The sequence below is a fragment of the Pseudarthrobacter siccitolerans genome, assembly GCF_030823375.1.
GTDB classification, from domain to species: Bacteria; Actinomycetota; Actinomycetes; order Actinomycetales; family Micrococcaceae; genus Arthrobacter; species Arthrobacter siccitolerans_A.
In genome coordinates this window covers 1,166,997-1,183,832 of sequence record NZ_JAUSXB010000001.1, presented here as the reverse complement: position 1 = coordinate 1,183,832, position 16,836 = coordinate 1,166,997, and the positions used below count along the sequence as shown (strand labels likewise).

16 protein-coding genes are annotated in these 16,836 nt (G+C 67.5%); 11 read left to right on the top strand and 5 right to left on the bottom strand.

What is annotated here, in order from left to right:
- Positions 1 to 147 precede the first annotated feature (147 nt).
- On the bottom strand, positions 148 to 1,467 hold the full coding sequence (locus tag QFZ36_RS05520) for a glutamyl-tRNA reductase (RefSeq protein WP_306634551.1): 1,320 nt from the start codon (positions 1,465 to 1,467) through the stop codon (positions 148 to 150).
- A 158-nt stretch (positions 1,468 to 1,625) separates the two neighbouring features.
- Between QFZ36_RS05520 and hemE the strand changes: the two genes are divergently transcribed.
- From hemE to hemL, 10 genes are all read left to right on the top strand, one after another.
- Positions 1,626 to 2,720: a uroporphyrinogen decarboxylase gene (gene hemE, locus QFZ36_RS05515; protein ID WP_306634549.1), complete on the top strand. Its 1,095-nt coding sequence runs from the start codon at positions 1,626 to 1,628 to the stop codon at positions 2,718 to 2,720.
- 2 nt (positions 2,721 to 2,722) lie between these two features.
- Positions 2,723 to 4,144 carry a protoporphyrinogen oxidase gene (gene hemG, locus QFZ36_RS05510; RefSeq protein ID WP_306634547.1) on the top strand — a complete coding sequence of 474 codons (1,422 nt, stop codon included), beginning with the start codon at positions 2,723 to 2,725 and terminating at the stop codon, positions 4,142 to 4,144.
- 105 nt (positions 4,145 to 4,249) lie between these two features.
- Positions 4,250 to 5,236 carry a hypothetical protein gene (locus QFZ36_RS05505; RefSeq protein WP_306634545.1) on the top strand — a complete coding sequence of 329 codons (987 nt, stop codon included), beginning with the start codon at positions 4,250 to 4,252 and terminating at the stop codon, positions 5,234 to 5,236.
- Positions 5,237 to 5,348: 112 nt separating this feature from the next.
- The gene (gene hemQ / locus QFZ36_RS05500) at positions 5,349 to 6,050 is read left to right on the top strand and encodes a hydrogen peroxide-dependent heme synthase (protein ID WP_306634543.1); all 702 of its coding nucleotides are present in this window, start codon (positions 5,349 to 5,351) and stop codon (positions 6,048 to 6,050) included.
- Positions 6,047 to 7,315, top strand: a complete 1,269-nt coding sequence (locus QFZ36_RS05495) for a ferrochelatase (RefSeq protein WP_306634541.1) — start codon at positions 6,047 to 6,049, stop codon at positions 7,313 to 7,315. Before hemQ ends, QFZ36_RS05495 begins: the two co-directional genes overlap by 4 nt.
- Positions 7,312 to 8,310 carry a hydroxymethylbilane synthase gene (hemC, locus tag QFZ36_RS05490; RefSeq protein WP_306634539.1) on the top strand — a complete coding sequence of 333 codons (999 nt, stop codon included), beginning with the start codon at positions 7,312 to 7,314 and terminating at the stop codon, positions 8,308 to 8,310. The genes QFZ36_RS05495 and hemC overlap by 4 nt, the downstream gene beginning before the upstream one ends.
- A 60-nt stretch (positions 8,311 to 8,370) precedes the next feature.
- Complete coding sequence (locus QFZ36_RS05485) at positions 8,371 to 9,264, top strand: uroporphyrinogen-III synthase (protein ID WP_306634538.1); 894 nt, start codon at positions 8,371 to 8,373, stop codon at positions 9,262 to 9,264.
- An 82-nt stretch (positions 9,265 to 9,346) separates the two neighbouring features.
- On the top strand, positions 9,347 to 10,327 hold the full coding sequence (gene hemB, locus QFZ36_RS05480; protein ID WP_306634537.1) for a porphobilinogen synthase: 981 nt from the start codon (positions 9,347 to 9,349) through the stop codon (positions 10,325 to 10,327).
- Positions 10,327 to 11,403 (top strand): LLM class flavin-dependent oxidoreductase, encoded by a 1,077-nt coding sequence (locus QFZ36_RS05475; protein ID WP_306634534.1) that lies wholly within the window; start codon positions 10,327 to 10,329, stop codon positions 11,401 to 11,403. The genes hemB and QFZ36_RS05475 overlap by 1 nt, the downstream gene beginning before the upstream one ends.
- A 29-nt stretch (positions 11,404 to 11,432) precedes the next feature.
- The gene (hemL, locus tag QFZ36_RS05470) at positions 11,433 to 12,764 is read left to right on the top strand and encodes a glutamate-1-semialdehyde 2,1-aminomutase (protein WP_306634533.1); all 1,332 of its coding nucleotides are present in this window, start codon (positions 11,433 to 11,435) and stop codon (positions 12,762 to 12,764) included.
- Positions 12,765 to 12,859: 95 nt separating this feature from the next.
- Here the strand turns inward: hemL and QFZ36_RS05465 are convergent, their stop codons facing one another.
- The 4 genes from QFZ36_RS05465 to QFZ36_RS05450 all read right to left on the bottom strand — a co-directional run bounded on the left by QFZ36_RS05465 (position 12,860) and on the right by QFZ36_RS05450 (position 16,353).
- Positions 12,860 to 13,597 (bottom strand): amino acid ABC transporter ATP-binding protein, encoded by a 738-nt coding sequence (locus QFZ36_RS05465; protein WP_306634532.1) that lies wholly within the window; start codon positions 13,595 to 13,597, stop codon positions 12,860 to 12,862.
- Positions 13,594 to 14,358, bottom strand: coding sequence for an amino acid ABC transporter permease (locus tag QFZ36_RS05460; protein WP_306634531.1), 765 nt, complete (start codon positions 14,356 to 14,358; stop codon positions 13,594 to 13,596). Before QFZ36_RS05460 ends, QFZ36_RS05465 begins: the two co-directional genes overlap by 4 nt.
- A gap of 11 nt (positions 14,359 to 14,369) precedes the next feature.
- Complete coding sequence (locus QFZ36_RS05455) at positions 14,370 to 15,320, bottom strand: ABC transporter substrate-binding protein (RefSeq protein WP_306634530.1); 951 nt, start codon at positions 15,318 to 15,320, stop codon at positions 14,370 to 14,372.
- Between the two features lie 322 nt (positions 15,321 to 15,642).
- Positions 15,643 to 16,353, bottom strand: a complete 711-nt coding sequence (locus tag QFZ36_RS05450; RefSeq protein WP_306634528.1) for a 3'-5' exonuclease — start codon at positions 16,351 to 16,353, stop codon at positions 15,643 to 15,645.
- A 63-nt stretch (positions 16,354 to 16,416) separates the two neighbouring features.
- Here QFZ36_RS05450 and QFZ36_RS05445 point away from each other — a divergent pair, with 63 nt between their 5' ends.
- A complete protein-coding gene (locus QFZ36_RS05445) occupies positions 16,417 to 16,833 on the top strand; it encodes an MGMT family protein (protein ID WP_306634527.1) in 417 nt (138 codons plus the stop codon).
- Positions 16,834 to 16,836 lie beyond the last annotated feature (3 nt).

Genomic DNA, 16,836 nt, shown 5'->3' with positions numbered 1-16,836 from the left:
GCCATCACCTTTCGCACCCTTTGGACCAACGCCCCATCACTTCTTTGTAGAAAGTGATGGCGCGTTGCCGGGAAGACTGCGGGAGCTGATGGCGCGTTCCGGGATGGGCCGCAGGAGCTGATGGGGCGCTGGCGGGTTTGTTGCGGGTCAGGCGGTCTCAAGGCCCTTGTGGTCCACCGGGCACTCCGCCTCGGGGACCGCGCGGGCGGCAGGCTGTTCCACGGTGATGCCGTAGAGGGCCTCCAGGGCGGCCACATATTCGTCCTGCTGGCCGTTCGCGGCCAGTTCGCGGGCGCGGACCGTGGGGACGTGCAGCAGTTGCTTGACCATGCGGCGGAGCGCGAACTCCACTTCCTCGGCAGCAGCGGTGCAGCCGTGGCGGGCACGGACTTTCTCCATCTCAGCGTCCAGGACATTCATGGTGTGCCGCCGCAGGGCAACAATCGCGGAGTCCACGGACCGGGCCTCGCGCTCCTGTTCGAACGCCGTGGCAGCGCCGCTGACGATTCCGCTGGCCTGGGACAGGGACTCGGCCTGTTCCTGGGGTGCAGCGAGGCGCACGGACTCCAGGGTCAACAGCTCTACGCCGTCCAGCTCCCCGACGCCGGGATCAAAATCGTGGGTGAGGGCCAGGTCGATGGCGATCAGCGGCTGGGGCGAATCCGCGCGGACCAGTGCCAGTTCGTCGGCCTCAACGCGGGTGTCCGAACCGCTGCACCCGATCATCACGTCCGCGGCAGCCACGGCCGGGCGGAGTGAGTCGGCATCCAGGGCTGAGCCGCCGCGGGTGGCCACGAAGCCTTCGGCGCGGCCGGAGGAGGAGAAGACGGAAATATCGGTGCAGCCGCGTTCACGCAGCAGCGCCATGGTGGCGCCGGCGTAGGCGCCGGTGCCGAAGACCACCACCTTTTTCGTGGACCAGTCAGCGTTCTCGGAAAGATCCGTGGCAAGGTCCAGGGCGACGGAGACGATGGACAGGCCCCTGGAGCCGAGGGCGGTCTGGGCGCCCACGTCCTTGGCCGTTTTGGACGCGGCCTGGAACAGCCTGACGAGGCCGGAGCTGGCGGTGCCTTCGTGCTGGGCGGTAATGAGTGCCCGGCGTACCTGGCCTGCAATCTCGCGTTCCCCGACGACGGCCGAGTCCAGTCCGGCGCTGACGGCGAACAGGTGCTGAGTGACTTCGGGGCCGGTGCGGGTGCTGAAGGAGCGGGAGACGAGCGGTTCGCCCAGTCCGCTGGCTTCGCTGATCTGGGCAACCAGGGCGGCGCGGGCAGCCTCAACATCGTCCGGATGGGGAGCCTCGCCGTAGATTTCGTACCGGTTGCAAGTGGCAAGGACAACCGCACCCGTCACTGCCGGCGACTCCGAGAGGGCGGATGTGGCGATCCCCGAAGCACCGTTGCTCAACTGAGCAACGGTCTCAAGATCGATATCGGCGTGTGACGCCACCAATGAAAAAAGAACCACAGCAGGTCAATCATAGCTTTTTCGTTTCCCGGTAGAACAACTGTCCGGCGCGGGATGAGCTGCGGGGAGCTGTGATTCCTGACACTGGCAGGCAGGGGCCCCCCAGCATGACAGCCTGTCGTTATCTTTTACTGCCGTTTTTGGGCACAATCAAAGGCATGACTTCCAGCCCTGCCATGTCCGCTGCCGGCGCCCTCGCTGCAGACCATCCGCTCGTGGATGGCCGCACCGCTGACTCGCCGCTGATCACGGCCTACCGGGGCGGCAAGCCATCCCGCCGCCCCGTCTGGTTCATGCGGCAGGCCGGGCGTTCCCTTCCCGAATACCTTAAGGTCCGCGAAGGCATCGCCATGCTGGACTCCTGCCTCCGGCCGGAACTCGCTTCGGAGATCACGCTCCAGCCCGTCCGGCGGCATGACGTGGACGCCGGCATCTTCTTTTCGGACATCGTTATTCCCCTAAAGCTGGCGGGGGTGGGCGTGGACATCGTGCCGGGCGTGGGCCCGGTCCTGGACAAGCCCGTCCGGACAGCGGCGGATGTTGCCGCCCTGCCGCAGCTGTCGTGGGAGGCGCTGGAACCCATCCGCGAGGCTGTGCGCCTCACGGTGGATGAACTCGGGAAAACACCCCTGATCGGCTTCGCCGGTGCCCCCTTTACGCTGGCGGCCTACATGGTTGAGGGCAAGCCCTCCCGCGACCACCTCGGCCCGCGGACCATGATGCACGCGGACCCCGAAACCTGGAGCGCGTTGGCCAACTGGGCCGCCGACGCCTCCGGGATGTTCCTGCAGGCCCAGCTGGAGGCCGGCGCCTCCGCAGGGCAGCTCTTCGACTCCTGGGCAGGTTCCCTGGGTCTGGCCGACTACAGCAGGTATGTGGCACCGGCGTCCGCCCGCGCCCTTGACCACGTGCGGCACCTGGGCGCGCCGCTCATCCACTTCGGCACCGGTACCTTCGAGCTCCTGGTGGCCATGCGCGATGTGGGCGTGGACGTGGTGGGTGTTGACTACCGCCTTCCGCTGGATGAAGCCAACCGCCGGCTGGGCGGCACCGTTCCGCTGCAGGGCAACATCGACCCCGCCCTGCTGTCGGCCCCGTGGGAGATCCTCGAGCGCCACGTCCGCGACGTCATCAGGGCCGGCGCTGCGGCGCCGGGCCACGTCCTTAACCTCGGGCACGGCGTCCCCCCGGAAACCGACCCGGCCGTGCTGACCCGGGTTGTCGAGCTCATCCACTCCATCTCCCCGGAGTAAACGTGGACACCAACCCGGCCGGGACCGCGTCAGCCCTGGTGCTGGGCGGGGGGATCTCGGGGCTCCTTTCCGCCCGGGAACTCGCGGCTTCCGGACACGGGGTCACCGTCCTGGAAGCGGGCCGGGAGTGGGGCGGTTGCATAGGCAGCCACGTGGTGGCCGGCCTCACCCTGGACAGCGGGGCCGAATCCTTCGCCACCCGTTCCGATGCCGTCGCCGCCCTTGCCCGCGACCTGGGCCTTTCCGGCAGGATCGTCCAGCCCCGGCCCGGCGGCGCGTGGGTGCAGCTCCCGGACGGTCCGCGCGAACTTCCCAAAACCGGTGTCCTGGGCATCCCGGCGAACCCTTGGGACCCCGAAGTCCGCCGCTCCCTGGGCCTGCTTGGCTCCCTGCGGGCATCGCTGGACAGGGTCCTTCCGGCATCCGTAGGGGCGGCCGCGGACGTTGTCAGCGTGGCCGCCCTGGTCAAGGCAAGGATGGGCCGGCGCGTGCTCGGCCGACTGGTGGAGCCGGTGGTAGGAGGCGTGCACTCGGCCGACCCCGCGCTTCTCGACGTCGACATGGTGGCGCCGGGACTCCGCGCCGGACTCCGCAAGCATGGCTCGCTTGCCGCCGCCGTAGCAGCCCAACGGCGCAGCAGTGCCGGACCCGCCAAGGCAGGATCCGCCGTCGCCGGCCTGGAAGGCGGCATGCACACACTGGTGGATGCACTGGTCAGCGAGCTTCGCGGCCGGGGCGTTACGCTCGTCTCCGCCACGCGCGCCGCGTCGGTGTCCCGGACTTCCGAAGGATGGCGCGTTGGCACGTCCGGACAAACGTACGACGCCGGCCTGCTGGTAGTTGCCGTGGATGGCCCGGCCGCCGTCGGGCTGCTGGAGGCAGCCGTTCCCGCGATCGCGGGCAAGACACCGGGCTCCGGGCCCGACGTGATGCTTGTCACCCTGGTTCTGGACAAGCCGGGCCTGGACCGCCGCCCGCGCGGCACCGGCATCCTCGTGGCCCCGCAAACCCCCGGCATCCGGGCCAAGGCCCTGACCCACGCGACGGGCAAATGGGACTGGCTGGCGGAAGCCGCAGGCCCCGGGCGGCATGTCCTCCGGCTCTCGTACGGACGTATCGAAGGTGCGGGCAGCCAACCCGCCGGGCTTGATAACGACGACGAACTCCTGGCCGCGGCGCTGGCCGATGCCTCGGCACTGCTGGATGTTGGCATCAGCTGGCAGGACGTTGTGGACTGGGACGTTGTCCGCTGGCCTGGCTCCTTGCCGTTTGCCGCCGTCGGGCACCGTGCCCGGGTGACCGCAATCCGGGAAGCGTGCGACGCTGCCGGGGGACTGGCCCTGGTGGGCGGCTGGGTGGCCGGCAACGGACTCGCCGCAGTGGTGTCCGACACACAGGAGCAGATCCGGAAGCTGGCCGGCTGAACGTCTTTACTGGTCAGAACCGTGCTGCCAGCGAACAGGCCTTCTCGGGGCCGCCACTCCAGGCTTCTTCGGCTTTCACTTCGCCTAGCAAAATGGCTAGGGTCGATGACTATGCTTCAAAACAAGTCCGAGCTTTCAATGTCCCGGACTGGTATCCATGGGGGAATCCGGCGTGGCGCTGCAGCCGCGGCAATCGGAGCGGTACTGGTTCTATCCACAGGCGTCCCGGCGTCCCAAGCCGCGGAAGGAACGGCAGACCCCGGAGACCCGGCGGCCCCCGCCGTGGACACCGCCTCCCTCCCGGTGGTGGCCCAGTTGGCGGGCCAGTCCGCCCGGGCACGCGAGGATGCGCCCGGCAAGAACCTGGGCAAGAACCCCAACGCCGGCAGTAACCGTCAGGCCGGGGCCACCCCGACCGCCACTGCTTCTGTCTCTGCTTCCGTAGTCCCTTCCGCCCTTCTGCCGGCCATTGCCGTCACCCAGGCGCCCCGCTCCACACCGGCGCCTGCACCCACAGCCGCGCCTTCGCCAGTTCCGACTTCCAGCGCTCCGACTTCCAGCGCCCCGACGGCGACGCGCCCTGCGACGTCCGCTCCTGCGGGCTCCGCCCCCACGTCGCCGGCCACCTCTCCGGATCCCGCGGCGTCCGCCCCGGGCAAGGCGTCCGCGGGAAGCCCGGCGGCAGGGACTGCGGCCGCTGGTGCCCCTGACGTGCAAGCCCCTGGCGCGCAGGAAACGCCGGCGGGTCCGGCGGGCGGCCCGGCCGCGGAGCCCAGCCCCGGCGGACCCAGTCCCGTGGACCTACCAGGCACGGGCAAAGGCCAATCCGGAACCGAAGCAACCGCAGGGGCTGCATCCAGCGCGGCAGCGTCCGCCGGGCAGGCGGCCAATGCGTCGAACTATGCAGTACCCCAGTCCGACGCGGGCTGGAGCCCTTCCTACAGCGCAGGCACTCAAGCCAGCAGCGTGCGGAGCAGCGCGGAGTTGAATGCGCAGCCGGAGCCGAAGAGCGCCTTGCTGTGGCTGGGCTCGGGGCTGGTGGGAGTGGCAGGGGCCGCGGGGCTGGTCTTTTTCCGCTTGCGGAATCCCTAGGACCGCCGCAGGGCTGGCGGGATAGCGGACGCGCTGTGACTTTGACCACTTCTACGCTCTGTAGAACTCGCTGGTTTCGACTTGGCCGGTACGAAGGGGCAAACTTGTAACCATGAGCCACACTTCTGCCGAATCTGTCACTAAAACCGAAGAATCAGTTGAGCAGTTTTTCACCCTTTGGACGGTTTTCAAGCGTTCCGAAACCCTGATCCGCAGCGCTGATGCCGCCGCTGATTTCGAGGCCCTGCTGGAACGGCTTACCCAGGCCGGCGTGACACACCGCGGCAGCTACGACGTCTCAGCGATGCGGGCAGACGCTGACGTGATGGTGTGGCTCCACGGGCCCAAACCTGAAGGCCTGCAGCAGGCAATCCGGGACATCCGCCGCAGCACCCTCTTCGCCGGAACCGAGATTGTCTGGTCGGCCATGGGCGTGCACCGCGAGGCGGAGTTCGCCAAGAACCATACTCCTGCCTACTCCCGGGGCGTCGCACCGGCCGAGTGGCTTTGCGTCTACCCGTTCGTCCGTTCCTACGAGTGGTACATCCTGCCCGATGCCGAGCGCGGCAAGATGCTCCGTGACCACGGGCTGTTGGGCCGCGACTTCCCGCAGGTCATCTCCAACACCGTTTCCTCCTTCGCGCTGGGCGACTGGGAATGGATCCTGGGCCTGGAAGCACCCGAGCTGGTGGACCTGGTGGACCTCATGCGGCACCTGCGCGCCACCGAGGCACGCAACCACGTCCGCGAGGAAATCCCGTTTTACACAGGCCGCCGGATTTCCGCCGCAGAGGTCGCCGAGGTGCTGGCATGAGCCCGCTCGAAGCCCGGGACCCGGCCGAAGTCACCGCCGTCAACCCCATCACCGAGGCGGGAAGGATGGCGCCGAAGAACTACGACGCCGTGCTGCTGGCCTCCTTCGGCGGCCCCGAAGGCCAGGAGGACGTCATCCCGTTCCTCCGCAACGTCACCCGCGGCCGCGGCATCCCGGACGAGCGGCTCGAGGAAGTGTCACACCACTACCGGGCCAACGGCGGCATCAGCCCCATTAACCAGCAGAACCGTGAGCTCAAGGCGGCCCTCGAGGCGGAGCTGTCAGCACGCGGCATCGACCTTCCCGTGCTGTGGGGCAACCGCAACTGGGCACCGTACATCCCGCAGACCCTGCAGGACGCGTACGACGCCGGGCACCGCCGCCTCCTGATGGTCACCACCAGCGCCTACTCCTGTTACTCCAGCTGCCGCCAGTACCGCGAGGACATCGGCATGGCCCTGACGGAGACCGGCCTGGACGGCCGTCTTGAGGTGGACAAGGTGCGCCAGTACTTCGACCACCCCGGCTTCGTGGAACCCTTCATCGAAGGCACCAGCGCCGGCCTGGCCACCGTCCGGGAGCAGCTTGCCGCTGCGGGCACCCCTGACGCCCCGGTCCAGATCCTCTTCGCCACGCACTCCATCCCCACCAGGGACGCTGAGGCGGCGGGCCGCTCCGAGGGGGAACCCCGTGAATTCGAGGAGGGCTCCGCCTACGTGGCCCAGCACCTCGCCACGGCGTCCGCCGTCATCCAGCGCGTCGAAGAGGAATCGGGCCTCACCGCCCCCTGGTCACTGGTCTACCAGTCCCGCTCCGGTGCCCCGCACGTGCCGTGGCTCGAACCGGACATCAACGACGCCATCGAGGAGCTGGCCGGCCAGGGCGTGAAGGGCATTGTTATTGTGCCGCTCGGGTTCGTCAGCGACCACATGGAAGTGGTCTGGGACCTGGACACCGAAGCGCTGGAAACCTGCGCCAACCTAGGACTTGCCGCCACCCGGGTGCCCACTCCCGGTACTCACCGCAAGTTCGTCAACGGCCTCGTGGACCTGATTTCCGAACGTACCGTTGCCAACAACATCAGCGACCGCCCCGCCGTGACCGCCCTTGGCCCCTGGTACGACGTTTGCCGGCCGGGTTGCTGCGCGAACTTCCGCGGTGAAAAGCCCACCATTGCCGGGGCGGACACCACCCTGGGCGCGGGCCACGACCCCTACCCGGGTGAAGCAGCATCCGGCGTGGCCGGGGGAGCAGCGAAACAGTGACGGTGCGCATCGGAACGCGCGCCAGTAAGCTCGCGCTCACCCAGACGCAGCAGACAGCTGACCAGCTCGCCGCCGTCGGAGGCTTCCCGGTGGAGCTCGTCCACATCAGGACCGACGGCGACGTCCTCACCGGTTCCTTGTCGCAAATGGGCGGCACGGGCGTCTTCGTCGCCGCCCTGCGCGATGCGCTGCTGCGCAGCGAGTGTGACGTGGCAATCCATTCGCTCAAGGACCTGCCCACCGGCCCCGCAGTAGGGCTCAGCCTGGCGGCCACCCCGCGGCGCGTGGACGTCCGCGATGTGCTCTGCGCTCGCGACGGGCTCAAGCTCGCCGACCTCCCGTCCGGCGCGACGGTAGGGACCGGTTCCCCGCGCCGCGCCGCGCAGCTCCGCACCGCAAGGCCGGACCTGGAGATCGTGGACATCCGAGGGAACGTGGACACCCGGCTGGGCCGGGTGCCGGGGCTGCCGGGCAACGCCACGGACGAGGCAGTCCCGGGGAAGACCTGCGACCTCGATGCCGTGGTCCTGGCCGCGGCCGGGCTGGAACGCATCGGCCGGCTGGACGCGGTCAGCGAGTTCCTCGAGACGGAGGTGATGCTTCCCGCCGCCGGCCAGGGCTCGCTCGCCATTGAATGCCGCACCGCGGACGCTCCGCCGCGGCCGGGCTCCACAGAAGGCTCCAGGGGAGTCCTGGCCCAGGCACTTGCCGCCCTTGATGATCCGGACACCCGGCTGGCCGTCACGGCCGAGCGGGCACTGCTGGCCCGGCTCGAGGCCGGCTGCGCCGCACCCGTGGGCGCCTACGCCTACCGGAAGGGCAGCATGCTCCACCTCGAAGCCGTGGTGTGCGCCGTGGACGGCACCGCATCGGTCCGGGACAAACGGGCAACGGACGGCCTGACGGAAGTCGGCGCCACCCTGCTGGGCATCGAACTTGCCGAGGTCCTCCTGGCCGCAGGTGCCGCCGATATCGCAGACCTGCAGGCTTCCTGATCCCGCCATGGGACTGCTTTCCCGCCCCGCCCGCAATCCCCTGTCAGGGGACGGTTGAGCATGCCGGCAAGCGCTGCCGCCGGCGGGACCGGGCCCGGCAATAAGCCTGGCACCGGGCCCTTGAACGGAGTCCGGGTACTGATTACCCGGAGCCCGGAACGCTCCCTGCCACTTGTCGCCGCGCTCAAGGAGGCGGGGGCGCAGCCGCTGCTCCTGCCCCTGATCGACTTCGAGCGCGCCGCCGACCAGCATTCACTGGACGTGGCCTGCGACGCGCTCGGTGCCGGCGCCTACGACTGGCTGGTCATCACCAGCGCCACCACGGTCCATGTGCTCCTGGCCAAAGCCGCCGAGCGCGGGCTCAGCCTGCGGCAGTGGATCCCGGCCGGCACCCGGATCGCCGCCGTCGGACCGGCCTCCCGGGGGCTCCTGGAATCCGCCGGCCTGCCGGTGGAGCTGACGCCCGGGGACGAACAGTCGGCCGCGGGCCTCCTCGAGGTGTGGCCCGCCGGTGCCGGGAAGGTCCTGCTGCCCCAGGCAGACATTGCGCCGGCACTCCTCGCTGAAGGGCTGACGGCGGCAGGCAGCCTCGTCACAGCCGTCACCGCCTACCGGACCGTCGGCTACCCGGCGGCACCGGAGCGGAGGCTCGCCATCCCGGCGGAGGATGCGGGACCCGGCCAGGTGCCGCCGTCCTATTCACTCCTGACGCCGGAAGCCGCCAATGCGGAAATCGCCGCCGGACAGATCCACGCGGTGGTCGCCGCCTCGCCCAGTGCTGTGCGGAGGATCCATGCGCTCTCACCGCTGCACGGCTGCCGGCTGGTGGCGATTGGGCGGTCGACGGCGGAACAGGCCGCCGCCCTCGGCCTTCCCGTGGCGGCAATCGCCGCCGAGCCGACGCCGCAAGGGCTGGTAGCCGCCGTCGAAGCGGCGCTCGCCGCCCCAGGGTGACGGGCCGGGACGCCGCCGCCAGATTCCGGGCCACCCCAGCGGGTACGAACACATTCCACAGACAACGTGAAGGACGTCGAACATGACATTTCCGAGCCAACGCCCCCGCCGCCTGCGCACCACCCCCGCCATGCGCCGGTTGACCGCTGAAACCCGGCTGGCGCCTGCCGAGCTGATCCTTCCGGCCTTCATCCGCGAAGGCCTGGCCGAGCCGAACCCCATCACGTCGATGCCCGGCGTTGTCCAGCACACCACTGATACCTTGAAACGGGCCGCGGCGGAAGCCGTTGAGCTGGGCCTCGGCGGCATCATGCTGTTCGGCATCCCCGAGACGCGGGACGCGGAGGGGACAGCCTCGCTGGACCCTGAGGGAGTCCTGAACAAGGCCATCCGGGATGTCCGGGCAGAGGTCGGCGATGACCTGGTCATCATGAGCGACGTGTGCCTGGACGAGTTCACGGACCACGGGCACTGCGGCGTGCTGGACGCCGACGGCTACGTGGACAACGACCGCACCGTTGAGATCTACGCACAAATGGCAGTGGCGCAGGCCGACGCCGGTGCCCACATGCTGGGCCCCTCCGGAATGATGGACGGCCAGGTCGCCGCCATCCGGTCAGCTCTGGACCAGGCCGGGCACACCAACACCTCGGTGGTTGCCTATGCCGCCAAATACGCGTCAGCCTTCTACGGCCCGTTCCGTGAAGCGGTGGACTCGCAGCTCAAGGGTGACAGGCGAACCTACCAGATGGACGCCGGCAACCGGACGGAAGCCCTCCGCGAGGTGGAACTGGACCTCGCCGAGGGAGCGGACGTGGTGATGGTGAAGCCCGCCATGAGCTACCTTGACATCGTTGCGGATGTGGCGGCGATGAGTCCGGTCCCGGTGGCGGCATACCAGATCTCGGGGGAGTACGCGATGATTGAGGCCGCCGCCGCCAACGGCTGGATCGACCGCCGCGCCGCCATCACCGAATCGGTGCTGGGCATCCGGCGCGCCGGGGCCCACATGGTGCTGACCTACTGGGCGGCCGAGCTGGCCGGCTGGCTGAAGGAGTCCTGATGACTGAAGTGCCGCCGGTTCCCACCGCGCCGGTGGGCCCGCAGCGGATCCTGCTGGGCCTGAACACCTTCGGCGACATTGGTGAGAACGCCGACGGAAGCCCGCAGCCGCATGCCAAGGTGCTGCGCAACCTGCTGGAGCAGGCGGAACTCGCGGACGCCGTCGGGCTTCACGCCTTTGGTGTGGGGGAGCACCACCGCAAAGACTATGCGGTGTCCGCGCCCGAGGTTTTCCTGGCCGCGGCCGCCGCCCGCACCACCCGGATCCGCCTCGGCTCGGCCGTTACGGTGCTCAGCTCTGACGATCCCATCCGGGTGTTCCAGCGGTTCTCCACGGTGGACGCCCTCTCCAACGGCCGGGCCGAGGTGATGCTGGGCCGCGGCTCGTTCATTGAATCGTTCCCGCTGTTCGGGTTGGACCTTGCCGACTATGAGGTGCTGTTCGAAGAGAAGCTCGAACTGTTCGACAAGGTGCGGGCGCAGAAGCCGGTGCACTGGGAAGGCCGCACCAGGCCAGCCCTCGCCGGCCTGAGCGTGTACCCGCCCCTGGAACACCACCTGCTGCCCACCTGGATCGGCGTCGGCGGGACGCCTGAATCCGTGCTCCGCTGCGCGCAATACGGTTATCCGATCATTTTCGCGATCATCGGCGGGCAGCCGCGCGGCTTCCGCCCGCTGGTGGACCTGTACCGGGAAGCCATGGGCAAGTATGGCCACCCCATGCAGCAGGTGGCCACGCATTCACCGGGCCACGTGGCCGAAACCGACGAGCAGGCCCGGGAGGAACTCTTCCCGCACTGGCTGAAGCTGCGGAACAAGCTGGGAGCCGAGCGCGGCTGGGGACCTGCCGGACGGGGAGAGTTTGAGGCTCTGTGCGCTCCGGAGGGTGCCCTCTATGTCGGATCGCCGGAAACCGTCGCGCAAAAAATTGTCCAGCTCAAGCAGAACCTGGGTGTGGACCGCTTCGACCTTAAATACAGCAATGGCCCGCTGCCGCACTCGGCGATGATGCGCTCCATCGAGCTGCTGGGTACAGCGGTGGCGCCCCGCGTGGCGGAACTGCTGGCCACCTCATGAGCGGCGCGCTACCTGAGAGAATAGGAACCATGACTTCCAGCAATCCTCGCAATGAGGCACTTTTCGACCGCGCCCGCCAGCTGATGCCGGGCGGGGTCAACTCTCCGGTGCGGGCCTTCGGATCCGTGGGCGGAACGCCGCGTTTTATGGTTTCCGCCCAGGGCCCGTACCTGACGGACGCCGACGGCAAGGAATACGTTGACCTGGTCTGCTCCTGGGGTCCTGCGCTGCTCGGCCATGCGCACCCCGCCGTGCTGGAAGCCGTTCACGCCGCCGTGGACCGGGGCCTCTCCTTCGGGGCGTCCACCCCGGACGAAGCCAACCTGGCCGAAATCGTCAAGGAACGCGTGCCCGCCGTCGAACGCCTCCGCATGGTCTCCACCGGAACCGAAGCCACCATGACAGCTGTCCGGCTGGCCCGCGGATTCACCGGCCGCAACCTCATCATCAAGTTCGCCGGCTGCTACCACGGGCATCTGGACAGCCTCCTGGCGTCTGCGGGCTCGGGCGTGGCAACGCTCGCTCTGCCCGGCTCCGCCGGGGTCACCGAGGCCACCACCGCCGAAACCCTGGTGCTGCCGTACAACGACCTCGCCGCCGTCAAGGAAGCGTTCGCCACCCACGGCCCCAACATCGCCGCCGTCATCACCGAGGCGGCGCCGGCCAACATGGGCGTGGTGACACCCGGGGAAGGCTTCAACCTGGGCCTGTCCCGGATCACCCGCGAGCATGGGGCGCTGCTCATCGTGGACGAGGTCCTCACCGGGTTCCGCACCGGCTACTCCGGCTACTGGGGCCTCACCGGCGGTGCGCCGGACGCCGCCGAGCCGTGGACACCGGACCTGCTCACCTTCGGCAAGGTCATCGGCGGAGGAATGCCGACGGCGGCCCTCGGCGGACGTGCCGACGTGATGGATTACCTCGCCCCCATGGGTCCGGTGTACCAGGCAGGGACACTGTCCGGAAATCCGGTGGCGATGGCTGCCGGTGTGGCTACGTTGACGCATGCCACCCGGGACGTCTACTCCTTTATCGACGTTCGCTCGCTGGAACTCTCCTCTGCCTTGTCCACTGCCCTCGACGCAGCCGGCGTGGACCACTCCATCCAGTTCGCAGGCAACCTCTTTTCGGTGGCTTTCGGGACCTCCGCGCACGGCGTGCACAACTATGCCGACGCCCAGGCCCAGGAAGCCTTCCGCTACGCGCCGTTCTTCCACTCCATGCTGGAATCCGGGGTCTACCTGCCGCCGTCGGTCTTCGAGGCCTGGTTCCTGTCCGCCGCGCACGACGACGCCGCCATGAACCGCATCTTCGACGCCCTTCCGGCGGCAGCCAAGGCGGCAGCAGCCGCACAAGGTTAGTCCCGGAGGCTAGTCCCGCCGTCGGCCGTCCAGGACATACAAGAAATCCCCGGTTGCAGTGCGCAACCGGGGATTCTTTTTGTGCTTGAGACGAGCTAGAGGACGTCCGAGAGGAAGCCCCTGAGGCGCTCCGTTTCCGGTGCGCTGAAGATCTGCTCGGGTGGGCCGGACTCCACCACCACGCCGGCGTCCATAAACGTCACAGTGTCCGAGACGTTGCGGGAGAAGCCCATTTCGTGGGTTACCACCACCATGGTCATGCCACCCTTGGCGAGGTCGGTCATCAGCGCCAGGACGCCCTTCACCAGCTCGGGGTCCAGCGCAGAGGTGGCCTCGTCAAAGAACATCACTTCCGGCTTCATGGCCAGCGCACGGGCGATAGCCACGCGTTGCTGCTGGCCGCCGGACAGGTTCGCCGGGCGCGAATCGGCCTTGTGCTTCAGTCCCACCAGGTCCAGCTGCTCCAGCGCCTCGGCGCGGGCCTGGTCCTTGGAAAGCTTCCGCAGCTTCTGCAGCGCCAGGGAGACGTTCTCCGCCACCGTCTTGTGCGGGAACAGGTTGAACTGCTGGAATACCATCCCAATGCGCTGCCTGAGCTCATCCGGGTTGTCCTTCAGGACTGAACGGCCGTCCAGGAGAATGTCCCCCTGGTCAGGCTCGATCAGCCGGTTCATCACCCGAAGGAGTGTGGACTTGCCTGAGCCGGAAGGGCCGATCACCGACGCCGTGCTGCCCTTCTCCACATGCAGGTCAATGCCGCGGAGGACATGGTTGTGCCCGAACGAGAGGTGCAGGTTCTTGCCGGTCAGTGTTCCGGAAGCGAAGTCCGTCATGCCTGTGCCCCCTTGCCGATAGGTGCTGCCAGCTCATCCGGTTCCTTCTTTTCCGGCTTGCCGGTGCGCAGCCGGTGGTCGATGTAGTTCACGAAGTGCGTCAGCGGGATGGTGAGTACCAGATAGAAGATCGCCGCAGCCACGTACGGTGACAGGTTGCCGCTGGTCGCCGCCGCATCCTTGCCGATCTGGAAGATTTCGCGCTCCGTGGCCAGCAGGCCCAGGAGAAAGACCAGGGATGATTCCTTGATCAGCGCGATGAACTGGTTCACCAGGGCCGGAAGCACCCGGCGGATGCCCTGGGGAACGACCACGAGGCGCATGGACGCGCCGTAGCCGAACCCCAAGGCACGGGACGCCTCAAGTTGACCCTTGTCCACACTCTGGATCCCTGAGCGGAAAATTTCGCCGATGTAGGCTCCCGACATCAGGGTCAGAGCGGCAATCGCCATGGGGTAAGGGCTGGTGGAACCTGTCAGTTCGCGGATGATGGGTCCAAAACCGAATCCGATGACCAGGATGGTCAGCACAGGCGGAAGTCCGCGCAGGACGTCCGTGTAGATGCGTGCAATCCATCGCGCCGCTGCGTTCCGGGAAATCCCCATCAGGGCAAGCGCCATCCCGAGCAAGGTCCCGATGATGCCCGAGATGACCGCCAGAACGAGCGTGTTTGGTAGTCCGACGGCGAACATCTTTGGGATGACTTCGCCCATTGCCTCCCAGTCAAGGAAGGTGTCAGCCAGCTGCTTGAGGATATCCATGGAACGCCGGGTTACTTGGCGGGGATCTGGACGGCCTTGCTGCCCGGCTTCCAGCCCTGCGGGGTCTGCTCTGCCACCGTGGGGCGGTCCTTGTACCACTCGGAGGTGAGGCTGGTCCAGGTGCCGTCCGCGATGACTGCGTCCAGCCCTGCGTTGAGCGCGTCGATGAGGGCCTGGTTATCCTTGTTCACTGCGTAGGCGGTGAAGTTCTGGGTGTTGACAACCTTCTCGGCGATCTTGGTGTTGTCGCCTTCCTTGACCTGGCCGGTGGCCTGCTGGGAGGGGGCAACCCAGGCGTCGATCTGGCCGTTCTTCACATTGCCGTAAACGGTGTTGTAGTCCGGGAAGCGGACCGGCTCCAGCTTCAGGGTGTTGGTGACGTAGTCGTCCTGGACGGTGCCCTGGACCACGCCGATGCGGACGCCTTCCTTGAGGTCGGCGAAGCCGGCAACCTTGGCATCGTTCTTGGTCACCACAGCCATGTAGCCGAAGTCATAGCCGTTGGTGAAGCCGACCGTCTTGCGACGGGCATCCGTGGTGGAGATCGAGGAGGATCCGACGTCGAACTGCTTGTTCGCCACCTGGGACAGCAGGGCGGAGAAGTCGGTCGAAGCGAACTCGACCTTCAGGCCCAGCTTGTCGCCGATTGCGCGGAGCAGTTCGTTGTCGTAGCCCGTGAACTTGCCGGACGGGTCAATAAAGATGTTCGGCGGGGCGTCAGAGAGCGTACCGACGCGCAGCGTGCCCTCGGTGATGAGGCCAAGCTTCGTCTTGTCGATCTTGTCGATCGGGGTGACATCGGCGGTGGTGTATTTGTCCAGCGTCTGCTGGTCGCTGCCGGCGAGGGCGTCCGTGGGGGTGCCGCTGGGCTGGGCGGATCCTGAGCCGCACGCTGCCAGGGAAACCGCCAGGGCGATTGCCACGGGAGCGGTAGTCAGCCACTTCATCGCTTTGATTTTCATCAGGTTGTCACTTTCATTGAGTCATAAGTCAACCGGGCCGCAAGGCTGCGCTGGTGGCGCCTGGCACCTGCCCGGTGCTGGTCAAGCAAGGCCAGGGCAGGGGTGACCGCAAAACTTTATTGTCTCACTTCGCACTTTTGCACCTGTTAGGTGAAGATCCAAGCTCCTGGTCTCAATTCTTCCGAATTAACTTCGGAGAAACCGTCCCATCGGCGGGCCAGGACGCTGACCTGTTGCCGACTTATCGAATCAAGCCCTCAAAAAATCAGCCCACTTATTAAGCGATGTGACTGATATCTCCCGAGGAAATTGGCTGGCCCGGCTAGAAGCCTCCGGTGCTGGCGTCCTGCGGCGGAAGCACCGGCCAGTCGCCCTCGATGACGGCTGCGGGCTTGGTTTTGCGGAGATAGTCCTGGAAATCAGCGGCCTGGCTCACGGCCCAGTCCACCTGCAGTTGGTGCAGTTGGCTGGCCGGCATGCTGAGTTTGGGAAACTTGCCGGCCATGGCGTCCAGGACCCGCAGGGTGGCCAAGGCATCGGCGGCAGACGTGTGGGCGTTATCCAACACCACACCGTACTCGTCGCACAAGGCCGTCAGGGTGCGCTTGCCCTTGCGGTAGCGGTCCACCTGCTTGTTCATGATGTAAGGGTCCAGGACCGGAAACCGGGTAAGTTGGGGCACCCCGTAGCGGGCCGATTCGGCTGCGAGCACCGTGAAGTCGTAGCTGGCGTTGAAGGCGATGACGGGAACGCCCTCGTCGAACAGGCCCTGCAGCACGGCCGCGAGCTCCTGCGTCACCTCGTGGGCAGGCCGGCCCTCACGCCTGGCTTGTTCCGTGGTGATGCCGTGGACGTCGCTGGCTTCGGTGGGAATTTCAACGCCGGGGTCCGCCAGCCACTCGTGCTCCGTGATGACGTCGCCCTTGTGGTCCACCACTGTGACTGATGCGGTGACAATACGGGCCGCACGCGAATTGCGGCCTGTGGTTTCGAGGTCGAAGGCTGCGCGGGGAAGGGTGTTCCAGGTGCTCATGGTTCAACGCTAGCTGGGGCCACCGACAATTCCCGGGAGCGCCACTGCGGCTACATTGGATCGATGCGGATTGAGTATGTGGAGGCGGTACTGGCCATCGTGGGGCTGGTTCCGGCAGGATCCGCAGTCTCCTACGGTGACGTCGCCGAACTCCTGGGATCGGGCGGGCCCAGGCAGGTTGGCTCGGTCATGAGCCACTATGGCAGCGGCGTTCCCTGGTGGCGGATCCTCAAGGCGAGCGGACACGCACCCGAGGGGCATGAAGCGGAAGCTCTCCGTCACTACCGCGAGGAGGGAACCGCCCTCCTTGGCTCCCATGAGGCGTACCTGCGGACGGGGGAGGGCTCCTGGCGCGTGGACCTGGCGGCCGCCCGGTGGGTGCCGGGGGATGGAGACTTTGAGCACATCGACACGATTGCGGCGGAGCTGGCGCGCGGGCTCCGGCAATTGTCGGTGGCTGATGATGGAATGTCGGCGTGACAG

Excerpts from the sequence above, each read along its gene's own strand:
- hemE (WP_306634549.1), top strand. The coding sequence starts at position 1,626 with ATGACTTCCAGCCCTGCCATGTCCGCTGCCGGCGCCCTCGCTGCAGAC.
- QFZ36_RS05505 (WP_306634545.1), top strand. The coding sequence starts at position 4,250 with ATGACTATGCTTCAAAACAAGTCCGAGCTTTCAATGTCCCGGACTGGT.
- hemQ (WP_306634543.1), top strand. The coding sequence starts at position 5,349 with ATGAGCCACACTTCTGCCGAATCTGTCACTAAAACCGAAGAATCAGTT.
- QFZ36_RS05495 (WP_306634541.1), top strand. The coding sequence starts at position 6,047 with ATGAGCCCGCTCGAAGCCCGGGACCCGGCCGAAGTCACCGCCGTCAAC.
- QFZ36_RS05485 (WP_306634538.1), top strand. The coding sequence starts at position 8,371 with ATGCCGGCAAGCGCTGCCGCCGGCGGGACCGGGCCCGGCAATAAGCCT.
- hemB (WP_306634537.1), top strand. The coding sequence starts at position 9,347 with ATGACATTTCCGAGCCAACGCCCCCGCCGCCTGCGCACCACCCCCGCC.
- QFZ36_RS05475 (WP_306634534.1), top strand. The coding sequence starts at position 10,327 with ATGACTGAAGTGCCGCCGGTTCCCACCGCGCCGGTGGGCCCGCAGCGG.
- hemL (WP_306634533.1), top strand. The coding sequence starts at position 11,433 with ATGACTTCCAGCAATCCTCGCAATGAGGCACTTTTCGACCGCGCCCGC.
- QFZ36_RS05465 (WP_306634532.1), bottom strand. The coding sequence starts at position 13,597 with ATGACGGACTTCGCTTCCGGAACACTGACCGGCAAGAACCTGCACCTC.
- QFZ36_RS05460 (WP_306634531.1), bottom strand. The coding sequence starts at position 14,358 with ATGGATATCCTCAAGCAGCTGGCTGACACCTTCCTTGACTGGGAGGCA.
- QFZ36_RS05455 (WP_306634530.1), bottom strand. The coding sequence starts at position 15,320 with ATGAAAATCAAAGCGATGAAGTGGCTGACTACCGCTCCCGTGGCAATC.
- QFZ36_RS05450 (WP_306634528.1), bottom strand. The coding sequence starts at position 16,353 with ATGAGCACCTGGAACACCCTTCCCCGCGCAGCCTTCGACCTCGAAACC.
- QFZ36_RS05445 (WP_306634527.1), top strand. The coding sequence starts at position 16,417 with ATGCGGATTGAGTATGTGGAGGCGGTACTGGCCATCGTGGGGCTGGTT.